The following is a 23,938-nucleotide window of genomic DNA, read 5'->3' as shown; positions in this document are numbered from 1 at the left end:
AGGCCTTCCTTCCAGACAATCCATGCCTCGCCGCCCCGCCTCCCGAATTGCATGAGAAAACCTTTTCTCACTTGACAGGAAGATTGGTAAAAGCTTTTCTCAAGCCACTTGAGAAGGAGGAAGGCCTGAACATATCGGGAGGAAAAAGAGGCAGGATCACCATCCATGAGGTCGCGTCGGCTGCCGGCGTGAGCATCTCAACGGCGTCGAAGGCGCTCAACGACACCGGCCGGATGGGGGCAGAAACCCGCGAGCGGGTTAAGCGGATTGCCGGCGAAATCGGATATCGGCCGAATGCGCTGGCAAGAGGTCTTCTCAGCAAGCGCAGCTTCACCATCGGGCTGCTGACGAACGACACTTACGGCCGTTTCACGCTGCCTGTGATGGCGGGTATTTCGGACGCTCTCGTCGATCATGGCGTCTCGGTTTTCCTGTGCGCCATCGAAGACGATCCGGCACTCGCCCAGATCCATGTCGATGCGATGCTGGACAAGCAGGTCGACGGTATCATCGCAACCGGCAAGCGGCTGGACAAGCGTCTGCCTGTCGATTTGTCGAATTTGCATGTGCCTGTCGTCTATGCCTTCACCGAGGGGACGCCAAACAGCGTTACTTTCCGTTCGGACGACGAGCAGGGTGCGAGATTGGCGGTGGAATGGCTCGTGACGATCGGGCGGCGGCGGATTGCGCATATCACCGGGCCGGAGGACTTCTTTTCGGTGCGGGAGCGGGCCGGGGCCTATCATCAGGTAGCGGGCCACCGCGAGCCGGTGCTCTACGGCATCTGGTCGGAGAGCTGGGGCCATGAGGCGGTGGAGCAGCTTTGGAAGAGGCCGGGCGAAAAGCCCGATGCGCTCTTCTGCGGCAACGACCAGATCGCCCGTGGTGCGGTGGATGCGCTGCGCGAGCGCGGCGTCAAGGTGCCGCAGGACGTCTCGGTGATCGGCTTCGACAATTGGGAGATTGTCGCGGCCCAGACGCGGCCGCCGCTGACGACCGTAGATATGGAACTGAAGGAACTCGGGCGGCAGGCCGGATTGACGGTGCTGGCGCTTGCGGAAGGACGGCCTGTCGAGCCGGGAGTGAGGAAGTTGCCCTGCCGGCTCGTCGTTCGGCGGTCATGCGGGGGTAGGCCTCCCGAGGAATGAGATCAGGGAAATGAGCAAAGGCGCGAGGAGATGCGCCATATTGGGAGGAGTGTCATGATCAAGCGTCTATTGGCTGCGACCGGCATCGCTACTTTGTGCATGGTGTCGGCTGCATCGGCGGCCGAAAACGTCGAAATGTGGGTCCGCTCGGGGATCGGCGACGCCTTCAAGAAGGTCGTCGAAGCCTATAATTCCAGCCATGAGAACAAGGTCGTAATGACCGAAGTGCCGTTCTCCGAGCTGGTGCAGAAATATGCGACGGCAATCGCCGGCGGACAGGCGCCCGACGCGCTGTCGATGGACCTCATCTACAATCCTGCCTTTGCCGCGGCCGGCCAGCTCGAAGACCTGACGGACTGGGCGAAGTCGCTGCCCTATTTCAATTCGCTTTCGCCGTCGCATGTCCGCCTTGGCACCTATCAGGACAAGATCTACGGCCTGCCGCTCTCCGTCGAGACATCGGTCTTCGCCTGGAACAAGGATCTCTACAAGAAGGCCGGTCTCGACCCGGAGAAGGCGCCGGCGAACTGGGATGAAATTACCGCCAATGCGGAGAAGATCCGGGCACTCGGTGACGACACCTACGGCTTCTATTTCTCCGGCGGCGGCTGCGGTGGCTGCATGATCTTCACTTTCACGCCGCTCGTCTGGGGTGCGGGCGCCGACATCCTGTCGGCCGACGGCAAGACGGCGACGCTCGATACGCCTCAGATGCGCAAGGCCGTCGACATCTACCGCAACATGGTTAAAAAGGACCTCGTGCCGGCGGGTGCGGCCAGCGACAACGGTACGAACTTCCTGACCTTCACCAACGGCAAGATCGGCCAGCAGAGCCTCGGCGCCTTTGCCATCGGCACGCTGGTGACCCAGCATCCCGAGATCAATTTCGGTGTGACCCTCATCCCCGGGGTCGACGGCAAGCCTTCCTCCTTTGCCGGCGGCGACAACTTCGTCATCACCAAGGGCACCAAGAAGATCGACGCCGTGAAGGAGTTCCTCGAATATATCTATTCCGAGGACGGCCAGAAGGTGATGGCGAAATATGGCAGCCTGCCGACCCGCGGCGACATCGCCGGTAAGGTGCTGGAAGGTCTCGATCCGCGCATGCAGGTCGGCCTCAAGGCGATCAGCGTCGCCAAGACGCCCTACACGCTGCAATTCAACGACCTGATCAACAGCGCCAACGGCCCATGGGCAAGCTTCACCAACGCGGCGATCTTCGGCGACGATGTCGACGGCGCGTTCTCGAGCGCCCAGTCGGAAATGCAGTCGATCATCGATAGCGGCCAATAACTCTCCCAAGGCCGCGGCCGGGGAGCGGTGGCAGCTTCCCGGCCATTTTCAATTGACAGATGCGGAGCGTTTCGATGACCGGTTCCGGTTCGAATATCCTATTGCCCCGGCGAAAGCGGCGGCGCAGATCGAATTGGCGCGGCCCGCTCTACATCGCGCCGGCCATGGCGCTGGTCATCGTCTTCTTCGTCATGCCGGTTCTCTTCACGGGGTGGATGAGCCTTCACAACTGGCCGCTGATGGGAGCGTCGCGCTGGATCGGCTTCAACAATTATTTCCGTATGTTCAACGACACCCGTTTCATGGCGGCACTGAATTTCACCGCCTATTACACCGTGATCGTCACTGTCGCGATCTTCGCTGTCGCCTTTCCGCTGGCGATCTTCGTCGAAAAGGAACGGCAGTTCGTCAGCGCCTACCGCACGATCATCTTCCTGCCGGTCGTGGTCGGCCTTGCCACGGCCTCGCTGCTCTGGGTCTGGCTTGCCAATGTCGATAGCGGCTTCATCGGCCCAGCCTTGAAAGCACTCGGTCTTCTGGAAAAGAGCCCCAACCTGCTTGCGACCTTCGACACCGCCTTTCTGACGGTCGTGGTGATGGTCGTCTGGAAGATCGCCGGCTTCACCATGATCATTCTGCTGACCGGGCTGCAGGCCATTCCATCCGAGCTGACGGAGGCGGCCCGCATCGACGGCGCCGGCCGCTGGCAGCGCTTCCGGCACCTGACGCTGCCGCTGATGCGCAAGACGATCGCGCTAGCCCTGATCGTCTCGGTTACCGGCTCGATCCTCGCCTTCGACCAGTTCTATATCATGACGGCCGGTGGACCGCAGAACAAGATGATCTCGGTGGTCTATTACATCTTCAACCAGTCCTTCGTCTCCTTCAATCTCGGCTATGGCGCGGCCCTCTCGATTGCGCTCCTCGCCATTCTGGTCGCCATCAGCATCGTGCAGCTCTGGCTGCTGCGCGTCGGGGAGGAGCGTCCATGACGACGTCAAGGCAACGCCGCGCCCGCAAGGCCATCCGCACGAAGTCGGCCTATCATCTGACAGGCATCGCCATCTCCATCTTCTTCCTGGCGCCCTTCGCGATCACGCTGCTCGCTTCCTTCCGGCAGGGTGCCGAAGCCAGCCTGCCGCCCTTGCCGCCGTGGCCGACATCCGGCATCAGCTTTGATGCTTATGCGCTGCTCGATACGTTCGGCGCCGGCATCTGGCGGCACATGATCAATTCGCTGTTCGTTTCGGTCGCCACTGTGGTGCTGACCGTCATCGTCAGCTTGCTCGCCGGATACGGCTTCTCGCGTTATCGCTTCCCGATGAAGAATGCGCTGTTCGTGCTGATCATCGCTACGCTGATGATCCCGTTCCAGTCGATCCTGACGCCGCTCTTCATCATCCTGGCAAAACTCGGCCTCAACAATTCGCTGCTCGGGCTGACGCTCGTCTATGTGACGCTGCAACTGCCCTTCTCCGTTTTCATGATGCGCAATGCCTTCGACGCCGTGCCCAAGGAGATCGAAGAGGCAGCGCGCATCGACGGTGCGCGCGATCTGAGGCTGCTGGCGCGCGTCCTGCTGCCGCTGGTGCTGCCCGGTGTCGCGACGGTGGCGATCTTCGCCTTCCTCAATGCCTGGAACGAGTTTCTCGCTGCGCTCGTGCTGCTTTCCAGCAATGAGAAATACACCCTGCCGGTGCTGATGACGGCGGTTCGCGCCGGGCGGCTCGGCGCCATCAACTGGGGAGCGGTGCAGGCTGGTGTCGTCGTCATGACGATCCCCTGCCTGATCGTCTTCCTGCTCCTGCAACGCTACTACATGCGCGGGCTGATGGCCGGCGCGGTGAAATGATCGCAAGAACAGGATGATTTTAGGCCGTCGGCCTAAAATCTGAATCCTGTTCTAAATTAAAGAGTTAGAGCATGATGTCGTCCGAAAACCGCTTACACTTTTCGGCATCATGCTCAAGGTAGAGCCCATGACCAAGTCAAGCAATGACCGCCAGTTTCGTCCCGTCGCCGTTCCCGATGTCGAGCTCGGCGGCTTCTGGGGCAAGTGGCAGGACGCCGTCTGCAATTCCACCGCCGAGACCCTGCTCGACCGCTGCGTCGAGGCCGGGATGTTGAAAGCGATCGACGTCGACCAGCCGAGCCCGGGCGTTGTCATTCCCATTCAGCCCTGGGGCGGGACGACGCAGATGTTCTGGGATTCCGATCTCGGCAAGTCGATCGAGACGATCGCCTACTCGCTTTATCGCCGGCCGAACCCGAAGCTCGAGGCGCGCGCCGATGAGATCATCGACATGTATGAGCGGATGCAGGACAAGGACGGCTATCTGAACGCCTGGTTCCAGCGTGTCGAGCCATCCCGCCGCTGGACCAATCTGCGCGATCATCACGAACTCTATTGCGCGGGCCATCTGATGGAAGCCGCGGTCGCCTATTATCAGGCGACCGGCAAGCGCAAGCTGCTCGACATCATGTGCCGCTACGCCGATTACATGATCAAGGTTTTCGGCCATGCCGAGGGACAGATTCCCGGCTATTGCGGCCACGAGGAAATCGAGCTGGCATTGGTCAAGCTCGCCCGGGTGACCGGCGAGAAGAAATATCTCGACCTGTCGAAATACTTCATCGACGAACGCGGCACCGAGCCGCACTTCTTTACGGCCGAGGCCGCTCGCGACGGCCGGAGCGCTGCCGACTTCCATCAGAAGACCTATGAATATGGCCAGGCGCACCTCCCGGTGCGCGAACAGACGAAGGTGGTCGGCCATGCGGTGCGCGCCATGTACCTCTATTCCGGCATGGCCGATATTGCCACCGAATACAAGGACGATAGTCTGACGGCGGCGCTGGAAACGCTTTGGGACGATCTGACGACCAAGCAGATGTACATCACCGGCGGCATCGGCCCGGCCGCCTCCAACGAAGGCTTCACCGATTATTACGATCTGCCCAACGACACGGCCTATGCGGAAACCTGCGCCTCCGTCGGCCTGGTCTTCTGGGCGAGCCGCATGCTCGGGCGCGGACCGAACCGGCGCTATGCCGATATCATGGAGCAGGCGCTTTATAACGGCGCGCTGCCGGGCCTTTCCACAGACGGCAAGACCTTCTTCTATGACAATCCGCTCGAAAGTGCGGGCAAGCACCACCGCTGGAAGTGGCACCATTGCCCCTGCTGCCCGCCGAACATCGCCCGTCTGGTGACGTCGATCGGCTCATACATGTATGCGGTTGCCGATGATGAGATCGCCGTCCATCTCTATGGCGAAAGCACCGCCCGGCTGAAGCTTGCCAATGGTGCCGAGTTGGCGCTGGAGCAGCGCACGAATTATCCGTGGGACGGCGCGGTCGCCTTCACTGTCAAGCTGGCAAAGCCGGCTCGGTTCGCGCTGTCGCTGCGCATCCCGGATTGGGCAGAGGGCGCAACCCTCAGCGTCAACGGGGCGATGCTCGACCTCGGTGCCCATGTCCGCGACGGATATGCGAGGATCGACCGCGAATGGGCGGACGGTGATGAGGTGGCCGTCTACCTGCCGCTGGCGCTTCGTCCGCAATATGCCAATCCGAAAGTGCGCCAGGATGCCGGCCGCGTCGCCTTGATGCGCGGTCCGCTCGTCTATTGCGTCGAGACAACGGACAATGGCGAGGACCTCAACACCATCGTTCTGCCCCGCGACCTGTCGGCCGCCGAAACCGTCGTGCTGAAGGACCTCAATGATGCCGTCGCTCTCGATCTCAAGGTCGAGCGTGAGGAAACATCGAATTGGGGCACATCGCTCTACCGCAAGGCGCCGGCCGAAAGGCGGGTCGCCACAGCACGCTTCGTGCCCTATCATCTCTGGGACAACCGCGCGCCCGGAGAGATGCTCGTCTGGGTCCAGGCGGACAAGTAGGTCGTTTGGGGATGACGAACGGTATGGGTAACAAGAGCGTCGTCCTTCAGGACGTGCGAAAAAGCTATGGCAATCTGCAGGTGGTCCATGGCATCGACCTGACGATCGAGGAGGGCGAATTCGTCGTCTTCGTCGGGCCGTCCGGCTGCGGAAAATCGACGTTGCTTCGCATGATCGCCGGCCTGGAGGACGTGACCGAGGGCGAGATCGAGATCAAGGGACGTGTTGTCACCGATCTCGATCCGTCCGAGCGCGGCATCGCCATGGTCTTCCAATCCTACGCGCTCTATCCGCATATGAGCGTGCGCGACAACCTGGCCTTCGGCCTGAAGATGGCGCGTACGAATGGTGCGGAGATCGAGGCGCGCGTCAAGGCAGCCTCGGCGATCCTGAAGATCGACCATCTGCTCGACCGGCGCCCCGGCCAGCTTTCCGGCGGCCAGCGCCAGCGCGTGGCGATCGGCCGGGCGATCGTGCGCGAGCCCGATGTTTTCCTGTTCGACGAACCGCTGTCCAATCTCGATGCGGAGCTGCGTGTGTCCATGCGCATCGAGATCGCCCGCCTTCATCGCGAACTCGGCAATACGATGATCTATGTCACGCATGATCAGACCGAGGCGATGACGCTCGCCGACAAGATCGTCGTGCTGCGCGACGGCCGCGTCGAGCAGGCCGGAACGCCGCGGGAAATCTACGAGAATCCGTCGAACACGTTCGTGGCGGGTTTCATCGGCTCGCCGAGGATGAATCTCCTGAACGCCCGATGGGGCGAAGGCGGCCTGGTCGATATCGCCGGCGGGCGCGTCGAAAGCGGCCTGCTGGCGAAAGACAGGCTGGCCGGTGCGGCCGTGACGCTCGGTCTGCGGCCGGAGCATCTGAAAGTGGCGCCCGAGCTCAATGGCAGCCTGAGGGCAAGAGTCGATTTTTCGGAGTATCTCGGCGGAACGCAGTATCTCTATTGCCAGCTCGGCGATGGTCAGTCGCTCACCGTCGAGCACCGGTCGCCGACCAGCATTGCGGCCGGCGAAGAGGTCAGCCTGCAGTTCGAGCCCTCGAATTGCCGATTGTTCGACGAGCACGGCAATCGGCTGCGCTAGCCGACCGAGCTCTCAACCGACGAGATCGAGTTTCAGCAGCGCCGCCGCGCGCTGCCGGGCTTGCCGGTCGGCGTTGAAGACATCGTCCATGCCGGCAGCCGGCGGCAGGTGGGCCAGGTCATCCATGACCCTCTCGGTGACCTCGGCCATGGCGAGGAAGGAGAGGCGCCCCTCGATGAAGGCCTCGAGCGCCACTTCCTTGGCGCCGTTCAGCACCGCGCCCTGAACGCCGCCGCGCGTCATCGCAAGGCGCGCCAGCCGCAAGGCGGGAAACCGCACCTCATCCGGCGCTTCGAAATCCAGCCTCGCGAGCTTGGCGAAATCCAGCCGCTCGACCGGCAGGTTCGGCCGGCGCGGAAAGGACAGCGCGTAACCGATGGCGGTGCGCATATCAGGCGCGCCGAGCTGCGCCAGCACCGAACCGTCGGTATAACCCACCATGGAATGGATGATCGACTGCGGATGGAAGATCACCTCGATCTGCTCGGGCCTCAGTCCGAAAAGATGGCGGGCTTCGATCATTTCCAGCGCCTTGTTGAACATCGAGGCGCTGTCGATCGAGATCTTCAAGCCCATCGACCAGTTCGGATGGGCGCGTGCGGTTTCCACCGTCACATCGGCCATCTCCTTCAACGAGGCGGTACGGAAGGGACCGCCCGAGGCGGTCAGGATGACGCGCTCGACGGCATGGCGCTGGTTTTCTTCCAGCACCTGGAAAATCGCATTGTGCTCGCTGTCGACGGGAAGCAGCTTGCCGCCGCCGGCGCGGATCGCCCCGATGAAGAGATCGCCGGCCGAGACCAGACATTCCTTGTTGGCAAGGGCGATATCAGCGCCACGGCGCGCAGCGGCAAGCGTCGGCGCCAGACCCGCCGTGCCAACGATTGCCGCCATCACCCAGTCGGCTTGCCGGTCGGCCGCTTCCATCAGGCCGGATTTCCCCGACGCGACCGCGATGCCGCTGCCGAAAAGTTCGCCCTTCAGCGCTTCATAATGCCGGTCGTTTGCCGTCACCGCCAGCCGCGCGCCGAAGGATCTGGCCTGCCGGGCGAGCAGCTGGACATTGCCGTTGCCTGTCAGAACGGAAATTTCGAAGTTCTCCCGCCCGCCCAGATGTTCGACGACATTGAGGGTATTGCGGCCGATCGACCCGGTCGAGCCGAAGATGCTGAGGCGCCGCGGCGCGGTTTTGCCGGTCATCATTTGGAATTTCGCGAAAAATGTCTCTCGTAGGCTCAGGCTCTACTAGGGTTTGGAGGGTGCGGCAAGTGTGCGGTGCAGCAGATTTCAGCTCCTCGGGGGTTTACAGAGCGGCGGCGGGGTGTGATCCTCATGACATTCCTGAAAGGATGTGATTCCCCTGCCGCCGCTCGTCGGCGCATGGGCGGGGCGCTGCGGCGGCCATTGAAAAACGGGCACCTGGCTGCCCTCGGCTTTTTCGGCCAAACACTAAATCGAGGATGACATCGGGATGAACGGCTTGGCCGTGCTGCCTGTCCGTGTTCGCTGCGGCACTTTGGTGCGGTATCGTGCCATTCGATGAGCCAGCACGTGTCAGGTCAAAACGATCGGAACACATGACGATATTCAGAATAGCCATCATTCTTTCCGCCATCGTGCTTTCGCTGACCGTGACCGCAAAGGCGGACGACCTGTTGATCTGGTCGCCTGCCAAAGTCTCGGATCGATCATACAAGGCAACGATGGGTTTTCGTCTGCCGGCGGAATGGGAGACGAGCGCCGGCGCCGATCTCGCATTGGCAGCGACAAAAGGCGGCGCGCCGCTACCCGATTCCGAACAGGCCATGCTCTGGGGCAGGATCAGCAAGACGAGCGTTACGCCGGCAGGCCAATCGCAGCAGGGCGCCAGGGTCAGCGTCGATACGCTGCGCGGCAGCGGCGCTCTGACGCTCAGCCGCTCGCGCAGCTGGATCCTGTCGGATTCGCTCGACATGCAATCGAGCCGCTCCCTGAGCGTCCGTTACGACCCGGTCGATGCCAGGGAGACTTCGGTGACGGCGTCACAGGCGCTGAAGTTGATCCATCCCTGGACGGGAACCTCGCTTTCGGCAGGCGCCGGGGCCAGCAATGCCAGCGGCGACTTCTCGAGCACGGTGGCGGTCAACCAGGCGATCCTGCCGAACCTCAACCTCGATGCCTCGGTCAGCAATCCGTTCTCGCCTGATGAGGCGAGCAGCGTCAATCTCCGCTATCGCGTCAGCTGGTAACGCAGGAAACCAAACCAGGCCGATGGCGTTTCTTCTTGAGATCTTTCGGAGGAACGGAATATGGTTTTCAAAGAGCCGACATTTCACGGGCTTGCGCCCGAAGTGGAAGCGGAGATCGCCAATCGCGCATCTCTCGAGGCCACCGTCGCCAATGCATTGGCAATTGCCGGCGGCATCGATGCGTCGGATGTGGAAGTGACGATGGAGGAAGATCAGGTCGTGTTGACAGGCGCCGTCGGTACGGTCGGGGAAATCGAACGGGCAACCGCCGTCGCCCGGGCGGTCGAGGGCGTGACCGCGGTGCAGAACCGAATCCTGCTCAGCGGGTCTGCCGTCGGCAACCCACATTGATATTAGCGAAACGCCTCCCGCTTGCGAGCGCCGGCGCTCGGCTGATCAACCGGCGAAGCGCTCGACGAGGAAGGATGCGCCTTCCAGGCGATCGGTCTTCGCTGTGGCCACCGACCCCTGCGGCTGATACGCGATGGCGAGCAGCAGAGCGCTGACGGCGACATAGGCGATTGCCAAAAGAGTCATCTTGATACGCATGATGAGTTCTCCCGTTTTCGCGATAAACGCAGCCGATGTTGCGAAGTTCCTGATCAGCGGAAAGGTGAAGAGCCCGGCTGGGGAGGAGCGGCCGGGCTTTTCGTGCATGGACCGCCTTATCGGCAGATCCGGGTCTCCTTGATGATCGTATGGCCGTGACGGCGGATTCTTTCCGTCTTGGTGAAGCAATCATCGGAGACGCGGCGCATCATGTGATGGCGGTAGTAGGGCCGGTGGCGATAATAAGGGCGCTCCGAATCGCGATAATAAGGACGCTCCAAATCGCCGTAATAAGGACGCGGGTTATCGGTGGTGATAGTCACGCTTGCCGCCTGGGACGGCATGGCGGAAAGGACGGACGCTGCAGCGAGCGTGCAAGCAAGAATGAACTGTTTCATGACGAGCCTCTCTTTCTGAGTTGGTCATAGTCTCAACTCGCCGGAAGCGCCGCCGGTTCAATCACATAGCGTTACCGATTGTGTCGAAGGCAGAAACCTTTGCGGCCGCGGATCGTTAGCGCAGGAAACAGCCGGAGACCACGGACGTGGGACAGATTGCAAGGATCATCGCCCTTGTCGCCGGACTTGCCGGCGGCACGGTCTTTTCGCAAGCGCCTGAATTTGCGCAGCAATATCGCCAGCGGATCGGCGGCGCGATCGATGAGCTGCGTGTCATCGTCGAGGACTTCAACCGCCAAGCCGCCCAGCATCAGCTCGACCGCGAGCAGGCGCTGAACGCCTATGCCCAATCTTCCGACGATTTCCTGCGCGACCGCGGCGTCTCGATGCAGAGCACGATCGCGCGTTACGAAACACTGCAGTCGCAGCAATTGAAACTCAGCACCGCCGCCCCCGTCGCCAAGCCCTTCGTGCTGCTGAGTAATGCGGATGATGTGGTTTTCGCCAATACCTGGCGCGATTTCGTGCCTGGGGTGCCTATGAGCTTTGCCGGCCTCTTCTGGGGCGCAATCGGTTTTGTCGGCGGATCGGTTGTGGCGGCGTTGCTGGGACTAGGGGCACGGCGGATCATAAGAAGACGAGGAGCCTATCGTCAGGTACCGCGAGCTTGAAACGAGGCAAAGTCTTCAGCGGCGATCTACAAGACGAGATCAGTCATTCCACCCATTCCCGCAGTGGCCATATGGCTCAGCGTTTGAGAATGGTGATCCCGGCGCGATTCGAACGCGCGACCCCCAGATTAGGAATCTGATGCTCATTTAAGGGCGGTTCGGATCTTACCGAGATTTACCGGTATAGACCTAGCTGCTGCCAAAGCAAGTTCCCTGTTCGATCCCCCGTGAGGGATCGAACCCGCCGTAGGCGGAACTGATGTTCCCCGTCCCGATACGCTAAGCAGGCCATGTAAGGCGATCGATGTCACCGCAGGGGAACGGTCCCTTTGGGGCCGTTGACATCGGTCGCCGTCATGGCAGGCTGGATTACGGGAAGGAAAGAAACAAGTATGCTGGCTCTGCCAGCATTCCGTGTTTATTCGAAAGTAAGCCGGGACAAACAGCGCCTTCTCACGCAAGCAGGTCCGGCTTGCTTTTGTTCGAACGAACAGAAGAGTTCGGGCGAAGCCCTCCCATCGCCCACGTAGTGGGCACTTGACCCGAGCGCAAGCGAAGGGCTTTGACAGTCCGCGAAAGCGCCTCTGGAGGGAGGTGTCGGCGAGTGATCAGCTCTTAGGAGAAGATGGCTCGTCGCCGTAGTCATAGCTCAGAAAAGTTGTTCGGATACCCCAACCCATCCCTTCGTCACGGCGGATGAACGAAACGCCACGGGCAGTGTAGTGGCGCATCAGTTTCTCAACGCTGGCAATGCCGGCCGTGCCTGCCTCCGCCATGTGGATGGTCTTCCTGCTGATACCGGACTCCCTCGACACCTCGGTCTGTGACTGACCAAGGAGAAGCCGTGCAGCAGCGAGCAAGCGAGGTGGCGGTCTCATCAAGGATTGAGTGTCACCAATTTCGTCGAGGCGCAAATAATAGTTGACAATTACTCACTGTGCGCAAATAAGGAGTCACAGTGAGTAAAAAAGGATGCATGGTGCATAATGTAGGCCTCCTACGATCCGTGCGAATCAAACGAGGGCAAGACATTTGACCTATCAGTGGCTCGATGGCGCGACGGTACTGCGCCTGCTTAATGACCTCCGCTGCGCCGAATTGGGGGAGTTCGGAAATATCTCGATTGATGAAACCCCTGTCCTTCGCAACTACAAGCCCGTAGTCGGGAAAGCGTTTGCATTGAGTGGTGTTGTTTCCGGCCATCCCCAACTCGCGGACGGACGTGAGGTCATCACCAGTCAACTCTTCTACCTAGATGAGGACCGTGGGCTCGCGCGCACAATGAACCGCTGGTACCGCCTGTACAGCAGTGTTCGGAGCCAGGGACATTGATATGAAATTCGACAACAGCGCCTCCCGTATCCAGCAGCTTTCGAAGGATCCTGGTACGCTCCTCGCTGCCTTCGGTCTGGTTCGAGCTTTGAAAGCGGCGGACCTGTTGAAACGCAGCGCCGTTGGCTTTGTGATCTTTGTCGTTCCGAAAGGCTTTCGCACCGAAGAGTACGAAACAGCGGCATTCGCCATCTTGGGGGCCAGCCGCGGCGACTGGGTGGAGCAGCACGTGAAGGTTCGCCCCGCGAACCCTCCCAGAAAGAAGCAGAGTCCCCACAAGCGCATATCAATTTTCGACGTCAAAGGTCTGGAAGTGCTGATCGCCAGGAACATCGACGAGGTACCGAAGGACGTCCGCTTTGCAGCGGCTGCCGTGATGTTTGTGGATCGACCGACGCCGGAGCATATCAACGCTGTGCGTCACTTGTCCGGAAGAAAGCCGTTGTCTCACGAGGTGGCTGCCTTAATCGCCGCGAAGCCGCAGAATGTGCTCATGGCCGCCGTTCTCAAGCCGAACCTGATCGAAGACAGGATCAATGAAATCAATGATCTAAGTCGTCGTGAAACTGGCGGAGCGAGCCTGTTCGAACTTCCGGGGTACGACGAACTGAAGCCTTGGGCAAAAAGGCTCTTCGCAGATATCGAACGTTGGCGGGCCGGGACGCTGGCTTGGGGGCTGGTGACACGGGGAGCGCTCATATCTGGCCCGCCAGGGACGGGAAAGACCCTGTTTGCGGAAGGACTCGCTAATGCTCTACGTGTTAAGCTGATTTCAACCACTGTTGGAAGTTGGCAAGCTGAAGGGCGTCTCGACGACATGCTTGCTGCCATGAGGAAATCTTTCAGCGATGCCGACGATGGAGAGGGCTCAGTCCTTTTCATTGACGAACTCGACAGCATTGGAAGCAGGTCCGCTCGAGTCGGTCAAAATGAAATCTACTGGCGGAATGTCATCAATGAGTTTCTCTCCTTGCTGAGCAACTTGGGAGACGGCGTCGTGGTGATCGGTGCAACCAATTTTCCCGAATGGATCGATCCTGCGATTTTGCGTGACGGACGCCTCGAGAACCACTTCGAGCTCACTCTGCCAGATCAAAAGCTACGGACTGAAATTCTAAAGCATCATGCCGGTGAAAGCATGTCCTTCGAATCCTTGTTCGACATCGCAGACGACTTGAAAGGCAAGTCGGGTGCTGTCCTCGAGCGGCTCGTGCGCGACGCGCGCGAAGCTGCGCGAAATGAGGATCGGGATTTGGAGCTGCGGGATATCAGGGACCGCCTTCCTGAAAAAATGCGATACACGGGAGAGCAACAGCTCAGGCTGGCCGTTCACGAAGCCGGTCATGCGCTGGTTTCCCTTTCGCTTCAACATTCCACGAGTGCGACTATCGAGATCAAGGATAGCTTTGATCCGAACGCGACCGAGTTTATGGGCGGGATGACAAGCTACACCCTGATTGACGATTATTTTCCGACGGAAACCAGTTTGCTCAATCGCATCGCGGTCAGTTTGGCAGGCATGGCTGCTGAGGCCGCGATATTCGGAGACCGGAGCATCGGGTCGGGCGGCAATGTTGGCAGCGACATCGAGCGCGCTACGACCGTCGCGCGGCGGATGGTCGGCACCTATGGGCTTGGAAAGACGCCGACATTTCTTGGTACGCCGAGAGAGCTCGGGGATGGCCCGCTGCCCGAAAGGGTGGAAGCGGAAGTATCGGATATCGTGGCGGGACAGTGGGAGCGGGTGCTTGCGATGCTCACGAAGGAGCATGACCGTGTCTTTGCCCTCGCAGTCGATGTGGTGACCCATGGAACCTTAAGGATCGAGAGGGACAGCATTGCAGCCCCGGGTTAGTCCGGATCGCGATCTCAAGGATTCGAATGCGAATCTAGGCTGTTCGGGGACGGCCCTCAAGGCGGGGGCCCTGCGATATCAACCGGGCGGTATCAGAGTGCAGGAATCCATCAAGCGACCTTTTTGGCCCGATCCAGGATAGTTCGCGGAAAATAGGGCCGCGCGTCCTGGGCTGACATTCGGTCATCCTTCCGGGACCTTGAAAGTAGGTGTGGAGGCACAGAATTGAGTACGATTAGAATTGCTCGCCGACCGATGGAAGGGCAGGTCTTCGTTCCTGCCTTGCAACGCGTGAGGTCGAAGCCGGGGAGAAAACTCCAAGATGAACTTCGGCATCTCCTGTCGGACATTTCTTTGTTGACGTCCCCCGCGATTGCGAACGACCATTAATTGCTGGTGTCGTTGCCTCGGCACCCATGGACAAACATGAAAGGATTCGAATGTTCGAAGGTCTCAACTCCAAGGAACTGCAACGACGCGAGGACGAAATTTTCTTCAAGGCGATGGAGCGGAAATGGGCTCTGGACGCCGCTGGTGTCTCGCCAACCGACGACAAACTTTTTTGCCTTTGGAAATGGCAGTTGAGTGAGATCGAAGCCGCGAAGGCCAGTGCAGCGGCCTGAGAGTCGCTGCGGGCCGCGAGTGCGAGAAGGGCGTTGCAATGGTCTCGCCCTACATCGTCTCGACATTGTGGGCGATGTCGTCGCTGACCGCTCGTTGGATTCGTCGAATGGGTCGATTTTTCCTGTGTTGATGACGAGACACCGCAATCCGGCACCCCAACTCCCCCAAAAAAACACCAAAAGAAGACGAAAAACGCTTGCCGGCGTAGGATCAAAGCGGACACCGTCCTTCAGACGGCAAGTGTCCGACCTGGATAAACGCATCCTATCGAAGATGCCGGACAGGAGCCAAAGCTTATACATTTTGTGATGGAGACCGCAGTAAACCTTACATGAAGTTTCGAAAATCGTAGACCTCGTCTACCATCTCGGGGTTTTGCTGGATGATGTCGGCGAAGGCCTTCGAATAGCCGAGAGTTATAGAGCTCTTAAGAAGCCAGACGAGTAGAATTCCGGCGACGAACCTCCTCAGCCTGCGATAGTGGTTCGGAAGCTGCGGCGATGATGGAGGTGTATGGTGACTGGCAAGCTATCAGGAGAGAATAGGCGAAAACTCTTGCGAAACTTGGCTCTTTCCACTCAAACAGTGGCCGCCTGCGGCCATGCGATGCGGGTGACGGTAGCTGATATGCTTCAGGATTTTGAGAACATCCGCGCCGTGGCGGCGTCGGATGCACAAGCATTGCGTCTTTGTGAGGCTCTTGAGCGAGCAATAGAAGACAACACTGTGCAAAACCGGCAAGTCTTTCAGATACTGGGCCTGGATATCGCGTAGGCTGCAGCGCAGTCGTGGCCTGCCCCTTCGGGTGGTCCGGTCGGAATGTTGGCCTGTTGGCCACCGCTGTAGCGGGTCCGGACGATGAGGCCTCAACTGACTACCTTGGTCTTCGATGTCGATCAAACAACGATAGGGCAGACGAATCATTGTTGTTCGTGCGATGCAGGATGCGCAGATTGCATGCGAACAGTGATGAGAAACGTAAATGCCTTTGACCCTGGCTCAGCTTGAGCGCCATCTGTTCAGCGCAGCAGACATTCTTCGCGGCAAAATGGACGCGTCGGAGTTCAAAGAGTACATCTTCGGGATGCTGTTTCTGAAGAGGTGCTCCGACGTCTTCGAGCAGGCACGGTTGGAAGTTATCGAGAAGCGCGTGTCCAGTGGCGTTTCGCCAGAGCGCGCTGCGAAGGACGCGGAAAACAAGGTCTGGTACGGACGTAGCGGAACCTTCTGGGTTCCGCCTCAATCCAGGTTCGAATTCCTCGTCAACGAAGCCCATGAAAATATTGGCGACACGCTGAACAAAGCCCTAGGTGGGATAGAGTCCGAGAACATTGCGCTCGAAGGTGTTCTTGACCACATCGATTTCACCCGGAAGGTCGGCCAGAGCAAAATCAGCGACCTGAAACTTCGCCAGTTGATTACGCATTTTGGCGAGATCCGCCTTCGTAACGAAGACTTCGAATTTCCGGATCTCCTTGGGGCGGCTTACGAATATCTCATCGGAGACTTTGCGGATTCAGCCGGAAAGAAGGGTGGCGAATTCTACACACCGCGTTCTGTTGTGCGGATGATGGTTCGGCTCCTGAAGCCCTCGCTCGAACATGACATCTACGATCCGTGCTGTGGTTCCGGCGGGATGCTGATTGCCGCCAAGGAATACATCGACGAGCATGGTCAGGACGGACGCAAGGCCAACCTCTTTGGTCAAGAGAACGCAGGCACAGTCTGGTCTATCGCCAAAATGAATATGCTGCTGCACGGGATCAACAGCGCTGATCTCCGGAACGAGGACACCCTGGCCGAGCCTCAACACGTCGAGAACGGTGAGCTTCTGCGGTTCGACCGTATCCTGACGAATCCCCCCTTCTCGATCACGTGGGGCACGAAGGACAAGGATCGGGCAGGCAACCCAACCTGGCAGCCGAAGTTCCGCGAACGCTTCTTCCACGAGGTTCCGCTCGGCTCCAAGAAGGCCGATCTCATGTTCCTGCAGCACATGCTTCATGTGACTCGTGACGGCGGCATGATCGCCACCGTCATGCCGCACGGCGTGCTGTTTCGTGGTGGGGACGAAGGCAAGATCAGGAAAAAGATAATCGAGAATGATCAGATCGAAGCGGTCATCGGCCTCGGTCCGCAGCTCTTCTACGGCACCGGTATCCCGGCATGTGTGATCGTCCTGCGTCAGCGTGTTCATAACGGCCCGAACCTCGTCTCGGGTAAACCAAAGGAACGACAAGGCAAGGTGCTCTTCATCAATGCCGACCGCGAGTATCTCGAGGGACGTGCGCAGAACCACCTGCTGCCCGAGCATATCGAGAAGATCGCCACGACCTTCGAGGAGTACCGGGAAATCCCTGGATTCTCGGCCATCGTCGAAATCAAGACCCTAAAAGAGAACGACTGGAACCTGAATATCCGCCGCTACGCCGATAACGCACCACCGCCGGAGCCGCATGACGTGCGCGCCCATCTCTTGGGCGGCATCCCCAAGGCCGAGGTCAAGGCAAAGGCCAGCCTGTTCGTCTCCCACGGCCTGGATCCAATGGATCTGCTTGTCGCTCGCGATGACCGCTATCTGGACTTCGCGCAAGGTCTTGATGCCAAGGCCGACCTGAAACCTGCTGTCGAAACCAATGCCGGATTGCTGGCCCGCGAGGCGGAGGTCAAGGACAGGTTCAACTCATGGTGGGCCGCCCATCAGGCGAATATCGTCGCTTTGGCAAATGCCAATGATCCAGCGGCGCTAATTACGCTGCGCGACGGACTTCTGTCCAGCTTCTCGGAGACGTTCGAGAGTCTCGGTGTGCTGGACCCGTTCACCGTGCGCGGGATCATCGCGCAATTCTGGAACCAGTCGCGGTTCGACTTCCTCACCCTCATGGCCCGCGACACTACAGGCGTGGTTGATGCCTGGCGCATCTCGATCGTCACAGCACTTGAGGAGAAGGGGAAAAGGGAAAACCCGCTGGATCACAAGCTGGTCACCTTCCTGATGGGCAGCTTCGTGGCCGATATTGCCGAGCTTGAAGCCCGCAAGGCCGGGTTGGATGCACAGATCAAGGCCGCCACTGCCACGCCCGATGAAGGCGAGGAGAACGAAGAGGAGGTCGACGCCGATCCGGTGGATGAGGCACAGATCAGGCTGTGGAAGAAGGAACTGAGCGAGGTCAAGAAAAGCCTCAAGGCCAAGCACGCCCAGTTCACCGCCGAGATCAACAGGTCGGTTGACGGCCTCACGCCGGAGGAGGCCGGCGACCTGCTGCTGAAGATCCTGCATGACGACATGGAAAAGATCCTGGCCCGATATATTACGGTCCAGCGCGGCCAGATCGTGGCGGCGTTCGAGAACTGGTGGGAGAAGTATCGCGTAACCTTGACCCAGATCGAGGGCGCACGGGCCGAGGTGACCGAGAGACTGGCCGGGTTCCTGAAGGGATTGGGTTATGTCTGAGGGGAAGCACGCGCAACTTGGCGACCTTGTTAGCTCGCCACAATCGGGTGTCAGCGTTAATTCCGAAGATCGCCCGCATCGGGCTGGAGAGATTGGCGTTCTGAAAACCAGCGCAGTATATGCCGGGCAGTTCCGTCCAGGTGAGAATAAAGCCGTATTGCCGGGTGAGCGCGACCGTGTCCGCGTCCCTGTGGTGAAAGGCTCGATCATCATCAGCAGGATGAACACGCCGGAGTTCGTCGGAGCATCATGCTACGTGGATCAGAACCACGACACGCTTTTTCTGCCTGACAGACTGTGGCGTGTCCTCCCTAAGGATGGCGCCAGCACAAACATGCGCTGGCTTTCTTACGTGCTGCTTTCAGATCAATTTCGGCGTCACGTGGATACTTATGCGACCGGCACCAGTGGCTCGATGAAGAACCTTTCGAAAGCCAACCTATTGGGATTCGAGTTCGCGTCACCGCCGCAAGATCATCAATCCAAAATCGCCGAAATTCTCGACACGCTGGATGAGGCGATCCGGGGGACCGAGGCGGTGGTGGCCAAGTTGAAGGCGATAAAGCAGGGGCTGCTGCATGACCTGCTGACCCGCGGCATCGACGCAAACGGAGACCTCCGCCCCCCTCACACCGAGTCCCCCCACCTGTACAAGGAAACCCTGCTCGGCTGGCGGCCGAAGGAGTGGGATGTGGAAAGCTTGGGAGACGCGTCGGAGAGCATCATTGACGGCCCATTCGGGTCAAATTTGAAAACCGAGCATTACGTTGAAGAGCCGGGTGTTCGAGTGGTGCGCCTCCAAAACATTCAAGACGGTTATTTCGATGACACGGAGAAAGCCTACATTCGGGAAAGCCACGCAGCAAAACTTGCCCGGAATGAAGTTGTGCCCGGCGACGTGTTGATTGCATCGCTCGGTGACGACGGGCATCCGGTGGGGCGGTCCTGTCGTTATCCGTTCGAATACCCCTCTGCCATCAACAAAGCAGACTGTTTTCGCTTTCGCGGAAAACCCTGTTGCCGCAATGGTTTCGTTACTCTGTTCCTCAACGGCGAGATCGCAAGAAGACAGGCCCGAGGATATGAGCAAGGCGTCACAATGAAACGTATCAACCTCGGCAACCTCCGAAAGATCAAGATTTGGCTACCCAAACCCGCGGAACAAGAAGCGATTGAACAAAGGGCCGAAGCAGCGAACGCATCGCATTCAGAATGGTTGAGTGAGCTAGTCAAACTCCGCCTTCAGAAATCCGGCCTGATGGACGACCTGCTAACTGGCCGTGTCGCTGTCACTCCGCTTTTGTAACCGGAAGATCTGCCCATGGGTCACGAATACATCGATGTCGAAAAGCCGTTCATCGACCAATGCGTCAGCATGGGCTGGCAGGCGCAGACTGGCAACAAGGATGACGCGAGCCTGACCGGACGCACTAGCTTCAAGCAAGTCATTCAAGAGACGAACCTGCGCGAGCGGCTGCGCGCCATCAACCCCGGCCCGGATGGTCAGCCCTGGCTCGACGATGTACGCCTCTCCGAGGCAGTCAGCGCGCTGACGCGCCACGGCCAGCGCGGGTTGATGGAGGCGAACCAGGCGGTGACGGACCTGCTACTCAAGGGGCTGACAGTCGAGGGCCTGCCCGGTTGGGACGGCGGGCGCGGCCAAACTATCCGCTACATCGACTGGTCCACCCCCACGGCAAATACCTTCACCATTGCCAACCAGTTCCGCGTCGACTGCCCGCCTGGCCATGATGTGGGCAAGGGCTTCATCACCCCCGACATAGTGATGCTCGTGAACGGCATCCCACTTGTCGTAGTAGAGGCCAAGAGCCCAGGCATCCCAGAGCCCCTAGCCGAGGCGGTCAAGCAGTTGCGCCGCTATCACAACGCCCGAAAGGCCGCACTTGAAGTGGAGGAAAACGAGGGCGCCCCCGCGCTCTTCGGCTCGGTCCAGCTATTGATCGCCACCAGTTTCGATGAGGCCCGTGTGGGCTGCATCGGCGCGGGGCTGGAACATTACGGACAGTGGAAGACGGTCGTCGGGCCGGATGGCACAGGATCCGAGGCCGATGTGGCGTCAGATTTAGGAAAAAACGCGCTTTCGGAGCAGGAACGCCTTGTCGCCGGCGTGCTACGCCCTGCGCATCTGCTGGATCTCCTGAGGCACTTCTTGCTGTTCATGCAGGTCGGCGGGCAAACCATTAAGACAGTGTGTCGATACCAGCAATACCGTGCCGTGAACCGTGCTGTCGAGCGGTTGCGGACGGGCAAGACACGATTGCAGGATGGCGAATACGACCGCCGAGGCGGCATCGTGTGGCATACCCAAGGCTCGGGCAAGAGCCTCACCATGGTGTTCATGATCCGCAAGATGCGCACCAACCTCGACCTACGGAAGTTCAAGGTGATCGTCGTCACCGACCGACGCGACCTACAACGGCAGTTGTCGGAAACGGCGGCGCTCTCGGGGGATGTGGTCGAGCTGGCGACAGACGCGGGAGCGCTTAGAAAATTGGCGCGGCGCAAGGGGCCAGGCCTGGTCTTTGCCACGATCCAGAAGTATCGGACGGACGAGGATGTGCCCGAGGTTACAAGGGGACCCGCCTTCGAGGTGCTCAACGAGGATGAAACGATCCTTGTCGTGGTTGATGAGGCTCACCGCACGCAAGCAGGTGATCTACACGCAAACCTGCTGGCTGCCCTGCCAAACTGCGCTCGGATCGGCTTCACCGGCACACCCATCATCATGGGTGAGAAGAAACGCACAACTCAGATCTTCGGTGATTTTATTGACAGGTACACCATCAAGGAAGCGGAGGCGGACGGCGCCACGGTGCCAGTTCTTTACGAGGGGCGCACGGCAGAAGGTGCGGTAAAGGATGGCGCTACGCTCGACGATCTTTTTGAGGACATGTTCCAAGAGCGTAGCGAGGAAGAACTGGAGGCGATCCGCAAGAAGTACGCGACCAAAGGCAACATCCTCGAAGCGCCCGCAATGATTGCCGAAAAGGCACGCGATATGCTTCGACATTACGTGACCAACATCTTGCCGAACGGGTACAAGGCTCAGGTGGTAGCCTATAGCCGGACTGCCGTCGTGCGGTACCATGCGGCTTTTCTCGAAGCACTCGACGAATTGCTGGCCGAATCCACAGCGCTCTCCGATCATGAGAAGGCCTTGGATGACGAGGCGCTTTGTAAAAAACCGCCTCGGCTTCAAGCTCTCGTGCAGGCTTGGCGTTACCGCGACACTCTGGCGCGGATCGAGTTCGCCGCCGTCATGTCCGGAGGCAATAACGATGATGCGGGTTGGAAGCAATGGACTGATGGAAGCACGCAGGAGGTGCGGATAAAGCGCTTCAAGAAGCCGCTGCTCCACGCTGATCCTTCCAAAACGGATCCCTTGGCATTCCTTATTGTGAAATCAATGCTGCTGACCGGGTTCGACGCCCCAATTGAGGGGGTGATGTATCTTGACCGCTCAATCCGGGAGGCCGAGCTTTTGCAGGCAATCGCCCGCGTGAACCGGACTGGCCATGGAAAGACCTGCGGCATCGTCGTCGATTACTTCGGCGTTGCCCACCATCTGAAGGCAGCTCTCGCGGCCTATTCCGATGAAGAGGTCGATGGTGCTCTTGTCAGTCTGAATGACCAGATACCCATTCTTCGAGATCGCCATATTCGTGTGGTGGACATCTTCCGACGTGCGGGTCTCGATGATCTAGCGGACGATGAAATATGTCTGAATGTCCTCGCGACCGAAAAGGCGCGCGCCGAGTTTTCTGTGAAACTGAAGGATTTCTTGAAGTCTCTGGAGATCGTTCTTCCCAGGCCTGAAGGCTTGCCTTTTGTTAAGGACGCGAAACGACTTGCCTATATCTATGCACGGGCGAGAAACCGATATCGGGATATTGTGCCGATCGGATCTGACGTCGGGGCAAAAGTACGGAAGCTCATTGATGACCACGTGATCTCGCTAGGGATCAATCCAAAGATCCCGCCCGTCCAGTTGACGGATGCTGAATTCGAGCACCAAGTTGGCCAGGCATCCGGCAGTCGTGCGAAGGCTTCCGAAATGGAACATGCTATCCGTTCTCATATTAGGAAAAATCTCGACACAGACCCTGTCCGTTTCAAGCGAATGTCTGAACGACTTAACCAGATCCTTCGTAGCCTGGGACAACAGTGGGAGGAAATAGTCCAACAACTGCAAACGATCATCGACGAATTGCGCTCAGGCAGCAACCCTGACAATGATCATCCATCGGACGTCCCTGCCGTTTACCTTCCGTTTCTTCGGACCGCGCTGGACGCTTTTACCAGAGACCAGAACATTTCGGACGCTGAGCTCCAAGCAATCCACCGGATGACTATCGAAGTTGTGGATCGAGTTATCGAAGAAATCCGCGCAAACCGGTCAATTTGGAACTCGTTCAAGATGGCCGATCAAGAGAATCTGCGCTCGGAGATATTCGAGATCATATTCGACAAACAACTGCCTGGCGTTGGAGTTGGCGACGCTGAACGCCTTGCAGATCAAATTCTGCAGCAGGCCAAGGCCAACGATGACATCCTCCGGAGCGTCTGATGCCATTGCTTCCGCTTTCACCTGTTCGAACCGGAGGGAAGTTAGCCCGTTCGTCGGGTCATACGCTGCAAATCGATGGGCTGATCTTCGAAGTTCACCGAAGCGACAGGCGCAAGACACTGCAGATTACGGTAGAGCGGTCCGGAGAGCTCTCGATCACTGCTCCCACCAGAGTACCGGAGAAGGACTTGGCGTCTTTCGTTGAAGAAAAGCTGCTGTGGATCCACACCAAAATCGAAGAGAAAGCGCGACTGCAAAAACGCGCTCCGATCAAGGAATTTGTGAATGGTGAGGGCTTCCTGTATCTCGGCAAGAGTCACCGCCTCCGGCTAGTCGAGAACCAGCTCGTCGATCTTTGTTTGAAGAATGGCCGCTTCTGCCTCCGCGCCTCCTCAGCTCACCGCGCTAGAGATGTCTTCATCGCATGGTACACAAGGCGTGCTCTGAAATGGTTCTCGCAGCAGGTCGCTGAACATGCCAACCGGATGGGTGTCCAAGTAAACGAAGTTAAGGTTCAAGATCTCGGCTTCAGGTGGGGATCGTTCAGCGCCGACGGGAGGGTTTCGTTTCACTGGAAAGCGATCTTGTTGCCTCCAAGGATTGCGCAATACGTGATGATTCATGAGCTTGCTCATGCGCACCACCCAGACCATTCGGCTAGTTTCTGGACTAAGGTCGAGCAACACCTGCCCGATTGGCGAACTCGGAAATCCTGGCTGGCGGAAAACGGAATTCAAGTTGAAGGACTGTAAGCTCCGCATGCGGACCATCCGAATCGGTGCGGGTGCTCGAGAGGGCA

Annotated in this window: 21 protein-coding genes and 1 pseudogene; 17 read left to right on the top strand and 5 right to left on the bottom strand. The window is 59.1% G+C overall.

The window, feature by feature from the left end; genetic code table 11:
• Positions 1-125: 125 nt before the first annotated feature.
• The 6 genes from NMA58_RS18805 to NMA58_RS18780 all read left to right on the top strand — a co-directional run bounded on the left by NMA58_RS18805 (position 126) and on the right by NMA58_RS18780 (position 7,440).
• Complete coding sequence (locus NMA58_RS18805) at positions 126-1,148, top strand: LacI family DNA-binding transcriptional regulator (RefSeq protein WP_434713450.1); 1,023 nt, start codon at positions 126-128, stop codon at positions 1,146-1,148.
• Positions 1,149-1,202: 54 nt separating this feature from the next.
• A complete protein-coding gene (locus NMA58_RS18800; protein ID WP_085779669.1) occupies positions 1,203-2,441 on the top strand; it encodes an ABC transporter substrate-binding protein in 1,239 nt (412 codons plus the stop codon).
• A 74-nt stretch (positions 2,442-2,515) separates the two neighbouring features.
• A complete protein-coding gene (locus NMA58_RS18795) occupies positions 2,516-3,433 on the top strand; it encodes a carbohydrate ABC transporter permease (RefSeq protein ID WP_183705322.1) in 918 nt (305 codons plus the stop codon).
• A complete protein-coding gene (locus NMA58_RS18790) occupies positions 3,430-4,293 on the top strand; it encodes a carbohydrate ABC transporter permease (protein WP_434711578.1) in 864 nt (287 codons plus the stop codon). The genes NMA58_RS18795 and NMA58_RS18790 overlap by 4 nt, the downstream gene beginning before the upstream one ends.
• A gap of 127 nt (positions 4,294-4,420) precedes the next feature.
• The gene (locus NMA58_RS18785; protein ID WP_434711577.1) at positions 4,421-6,343 is read left to right on the top strand and encodes a glycoside hydrolase family 127 protein; all 1,923 of its coding nucleotides are present in this window, start codon (positions 4,421-4,423) and stop codon (positions 6,341-6,343) included.
• Positions 6,344-6,366: 23 nt separating this feature from the next.
• The gene (locus tag NMA58_RS18780) at positions 6,367-7,440 is read left to right on the top strand and encodes an ABC transporter ATP-binding protein (RefSeq protein ID WP_430959660.1); all 1,074 of its coding nucleotides are present in this window, start codon (positions 6,367-6,369) and stop codon (positions 7,438-7,440) included.
• 12 nt (positions 7,441-7,452) lie between these two features.
• Here NMA58_RS18780 and dxr read toward each other — a convergent pair whose 3' ends face one another.
• Positions 7,453-8,643 carry a 1-deoxy-D-xylulose-5-phosphate reductoisomerase gene (gene dxr / locus NMA58_RS18775; protein WP_434711576.1) on the bottom strand — a complete coding sequence of 397 codons (1,191 nt, stop codon included), beginning with the start codon at positions 8,641-8,643 and terminating at the stop codon, positions 7,453-7,455.
• Between the two features lie 374 nt (positions 8,644-9,017).
• On the opposite strand from dxr, the gene NMA58_RS18770 reads away from it, so the two are divergent.
• Positions 9,018-9,668 (top strand): hypothetical protein, encoded by a 651-nt coding sequence (locus NMA58_RS18770; RefSeq protein WP_434711575.1) that lies wholly within the window; start codon positions 9,018-9,020, stop codon positions 9,666-9,668.
• A gap of 60 nt (positions 9,669-9,728) precedes the next feature.
• Entirely contained in the window at positions 9,729-10,019 is a 291-nt protein-coding gene (locus NMA58_RS18765) for a BON domain-containing protein (RefSeq protein ID WP_434711574.1), read from the top strand.
• 45 nt (positions 10,020-10,064) lie between these two features.
• Here the strand turns inward: NMA58_RS18765 and NMA58_RS18760 are convergent, their stop codons facing one another.
• Both NMA58_RS18760 and NMA58_RS18755 read right to left on the bottom strand, forming a co-directional pair.
• Entirely contained in the window at positions 10,065-10,217 is a 153-nt protein-coding gene (locus tag NMA58_RS18760) for a hypothetical protein (protein WP_176536406.1), read from the bottom strand.
• Positions 10,218-10,333: 116 nt separating this feature from the next.
• The gene (locus tag NMA58_RS18755) at positions 10,334-10,615 is read right to left on the bottom strand and encodes a hypothetical protein (RefSeq protein ID WP_085779661.1); all 282 of its coding nucleotides are present in this window, start codon (positions 10,613-10,615) and stop codon (positions 10,334-10,336) included.
• A gap of 146 nt (positions 10,616-10,761) precedes the next feature.
• Between NMA58_RS18755 and NMA58_RS18750 the strand changes: the two genes are divergently transcribed.
• Positions 10,762-11,286 carry a DUF2937 family protein gene (locus NMA58_RS18750; RefSeq protein ID WP_221114650.1) on the top strand — a complete coding sequence of 175 codons (525 nt, stop codon included), beginning with the start codon at positions 10,762-10,764 and terminating at the stop codon, positions 11,284-11,286.
• 608 nt (positions 11,287-11,894) lie between these two features.
• On the opposite strand, the gene NMA58_RS18745 is transcribed toward NMA58_RS18750, so the two are convergent.
• Both NMA58_RS18745 and NMA58_RS18740 read right to left on the bottom strand, forming a co-directional pair.
• The gene (locus NMA58_RS18745) at positions 11,895-12,062 is read right to left on the bottom strand and encodes a hypothetical protein (protein WP_434713520.1); all 168 of its coding nucleotides are present in this window, start codon (positions 12,060-12,062) and stop codon (positions 11,895-11,897) included.
• 12 nt (positions 12,063-12,074) lie between these two features.
• Positions 12,075-12,164 (bottom strand): annotated as a pseudogene (locus NMA58_RS18740) (hypothetical protein); the annotation flags it as partial.
• Positions 12,165-12,318: 154 nt separating this feature from the next.
• Here NMA58_RS18740 and NMA58_RS18735 point away from each other — a divergent pair.
• The 8 genes from NMA58_RS18735 (at position 12,319) to NMA58_RS18700 (ending at position 23,891) form a co-directional block, all read left to right on the top strand.
• A complete protein-coding gene (locus NMA58_RS18735) occupies positions 12,319-12,618 on the top strand; it encodes a DUF6634 family protein (protein WP_434711573.1) in 300 nt (99 codons plus the stop codon).
• Position 12,619: 1 nt separating this feature from the next.
• Positions 12,620-14,473 (top strand): AAA family ATPase, encoded by a 1,854-nt coding sequence (locus NMA58_RS18730; RefSeq protein WP_434711572.1) that lies wholly within the window; start codon positions 12,620-12,622, stop codon positions 14,471-14,473.
• Positions 14,474-14,913: 440 nt separating this feature from the next.
• A complete protein-coding gene (locus tag NMA58_RS18725) occupies positions 14,914-15,096 on the top strand; it encodes a hypothetical protein (protein ID WP_377265512.1) in 183 nt (60 codons plus the stop codon).
• Positions 15,097-15,613: 517 nt separating this feature from the next.
• A complete protein-coding gene (locus NMA58_RS18720) occupies positions 15,614-15,871 on the top strand; it encodes a hypothetical protein (protein ID WP_174052588.1) in 258 nt (85 codons plus the stop codon).
• Positions 15,872-16,079: 208 nt separating this feature from the next.
• Positions 16,080-18,551, top strand: a complete 2,472-nt coding sequence (locus NMA58_RS18715) for an N-6 DNA methylase (RefSeq protein ID WP_434711571.1) — start codon at positions 16,080-16,082, stop codon at positions 18,549-18,551.
• A complete protein-coding gene (locus NMA58_RS18710) occupies positions 18,544-19,857 on the top strand; it encodes a restriction endonuclease subunit S (protein WP_434711570.1) in 1,314 nt (437 codons plus the stop codon). Before NMA58_RS18715 ends, NMA58_RS18710 begins: the two co-directional genes overlap by 8 nt.
• Before the next feature lie 15 nt (positions 19,858-19,872).
• Positions 19,873-23,139, top strand: a complete 3,267-nt coding sequence (locus tag NMA58_RS18705) for a type I restriction endonuclease subunit R (protein WP_434711569.1) — start codon at positions 19,873-19,875, stop codon at positions 23,137-23,139.
• Positions 23,139-23,891 (top strand): M48 family metallopeptidase, encoded by a 753-nt coding sequence (locus NMA58_RS18700; protein WP_434711568.1) that lies wholly within the window; start codon positions 23,139-23,141, stop codon positions 23,889-23,891. Before NMA58_RS18705 ends, NMA58_RS18700 begins: the two co-directional genes overlap by 1 nt.
• The last annotated feature ends 47 nt before the right edge of the window (positions 23,892-23,938 follow it).

The sequence above is a fragment of the Rhizobium sp. YTUHZ045 genome, assembly GCF_051124255.1.
In the GTDB taxonomy this organism is placed as follows: Bacteria; Pseudomonadota; Alphaproteobacteria; order Rhizobiales; family Rhizobiaceae; genus Rhizobium.
This window is presented reverse-complemented; position numbering and strand designations above follow the sequence as displayed.

Bases quoted from the DNA above. Each gene is read 5' to 3' on its own strand.
- NMA58_RS18800 (WP_085779669.1), top strand. From the start codon at position 1,203: ATGATCAAGCGTCTATTGGCTGCGACCGGCATCGCTACTTTGTGCATG.
- NMA58_RS18795 (WP_183705322.1), top strand. From the start codon at position 2,516: ATGACCGGTTCCGGTTCGAATATCCTATTGCCCCGGCGAAAGCGGCGG.
- NMA58_RS18790 (WP_434711578.1), top strand. From the start codon at position 3,430: ATGACGACGTCAAGGCAACGCCGCGCCCGCAAGGCCATCCGCACGAAG.
- NMA58_RS18785 (WP_434711577.1), top strand. From the start codon at position 4,421: ATGACCAAGTCAAGCAATGACCGCCAGTTTCGTCCCGTCGCCGTTCCC.
- NMA58_RS18780 (WP_430959660.1), top strand. From the start codon at position 6,367: ATGGGTAACAAGAGCGTCGTCCTTCAGGACGTGCGAAAAAGCTATGGC.
- dxr (WP_434711576.1), bottom strand. From the start codon at position 8,643: ATGATGACCGGCAAAACCGCGCCGCGGCGCCTCAGCATCTTCGGCTCG.
- NMA58_RS18770 (WP_434711575.1), top strand. From the start codon at position 9,018: ATGACGATATTCAGAATAGCCATCATTCTTTCCGCCATCGTGCTTTCG.
- NMA58_RS18765 (WP_434711574.1), top strand. From the start codon at position 9,729: ATGGTTTTCAAAGAGCCGACATTTCACGGGCTTGCGCCCGAAGTGGAA.
- NMA58_RS18760 (WP_176536406.1), bottom strand. From the start codon at position 10,217: ATGCGTATCAAGATGACTCTTTTGGCAATCGCCTATGTCGCCGTCAGC.
- NMA58_RS18755 (WP_085779661.1), bottom strand. From the start codon at position 10,615: ATGAAACAGTTCATTCTTGCTTGCACGCTCGCTGCAGCGTCCGTCCTT.
- NMA58_RS18745 (WP_434713520.1), bottom strand. From the start codon at position 12,062: ATGGCGGAGGCAGGCACGGCCGGCATTGCCAGCGTTGAGAAACTGATG.
- NMA58_RS18730 (WP_434711572.1), top strand. From the start codon at position 12,620: ATGAAATTCGACAACAGCGCCTCCCGTATCCAGCAGCTTTCGAAGGAT.
- NMA58_RS18725 (WP_377265512.1), top strand. From the start codon at position 14,914: ATGTTCGAAGGTCTCAACTCCAAGGAACTGCAACGACGCGAGGACGAA.
- NMA58_RS18715 (WP_434711571.1), top strand. From the start codon at position 16,080: ATGCCTTTGACCCTGGCTCAGCTTGAGCGCCATCTGTTCAGCGCAGCA.
- NMA58_RS18710 (WP_434711570.1), top strand. From the start codon at position 18,544: ATGTCTGAGGGGAAGCACGCGCAACTTGGCGACCTTGTTAGCTCGCCA.
- NMA58_RS18705 (WP_434711569.1), top strand. From the start codon at position 19,873: ATGGGTCACGAATACATCGATGTCGAAAAGCCGTTCATCGACCAATGC.
- NMA58_RS18700 (WP_434711568.1), top strand. From the start codon at position 23,139: ATGCCATTGCTTCCGCTTTCACCTGTTCGAACCGGAGGGAAGTTAGCC.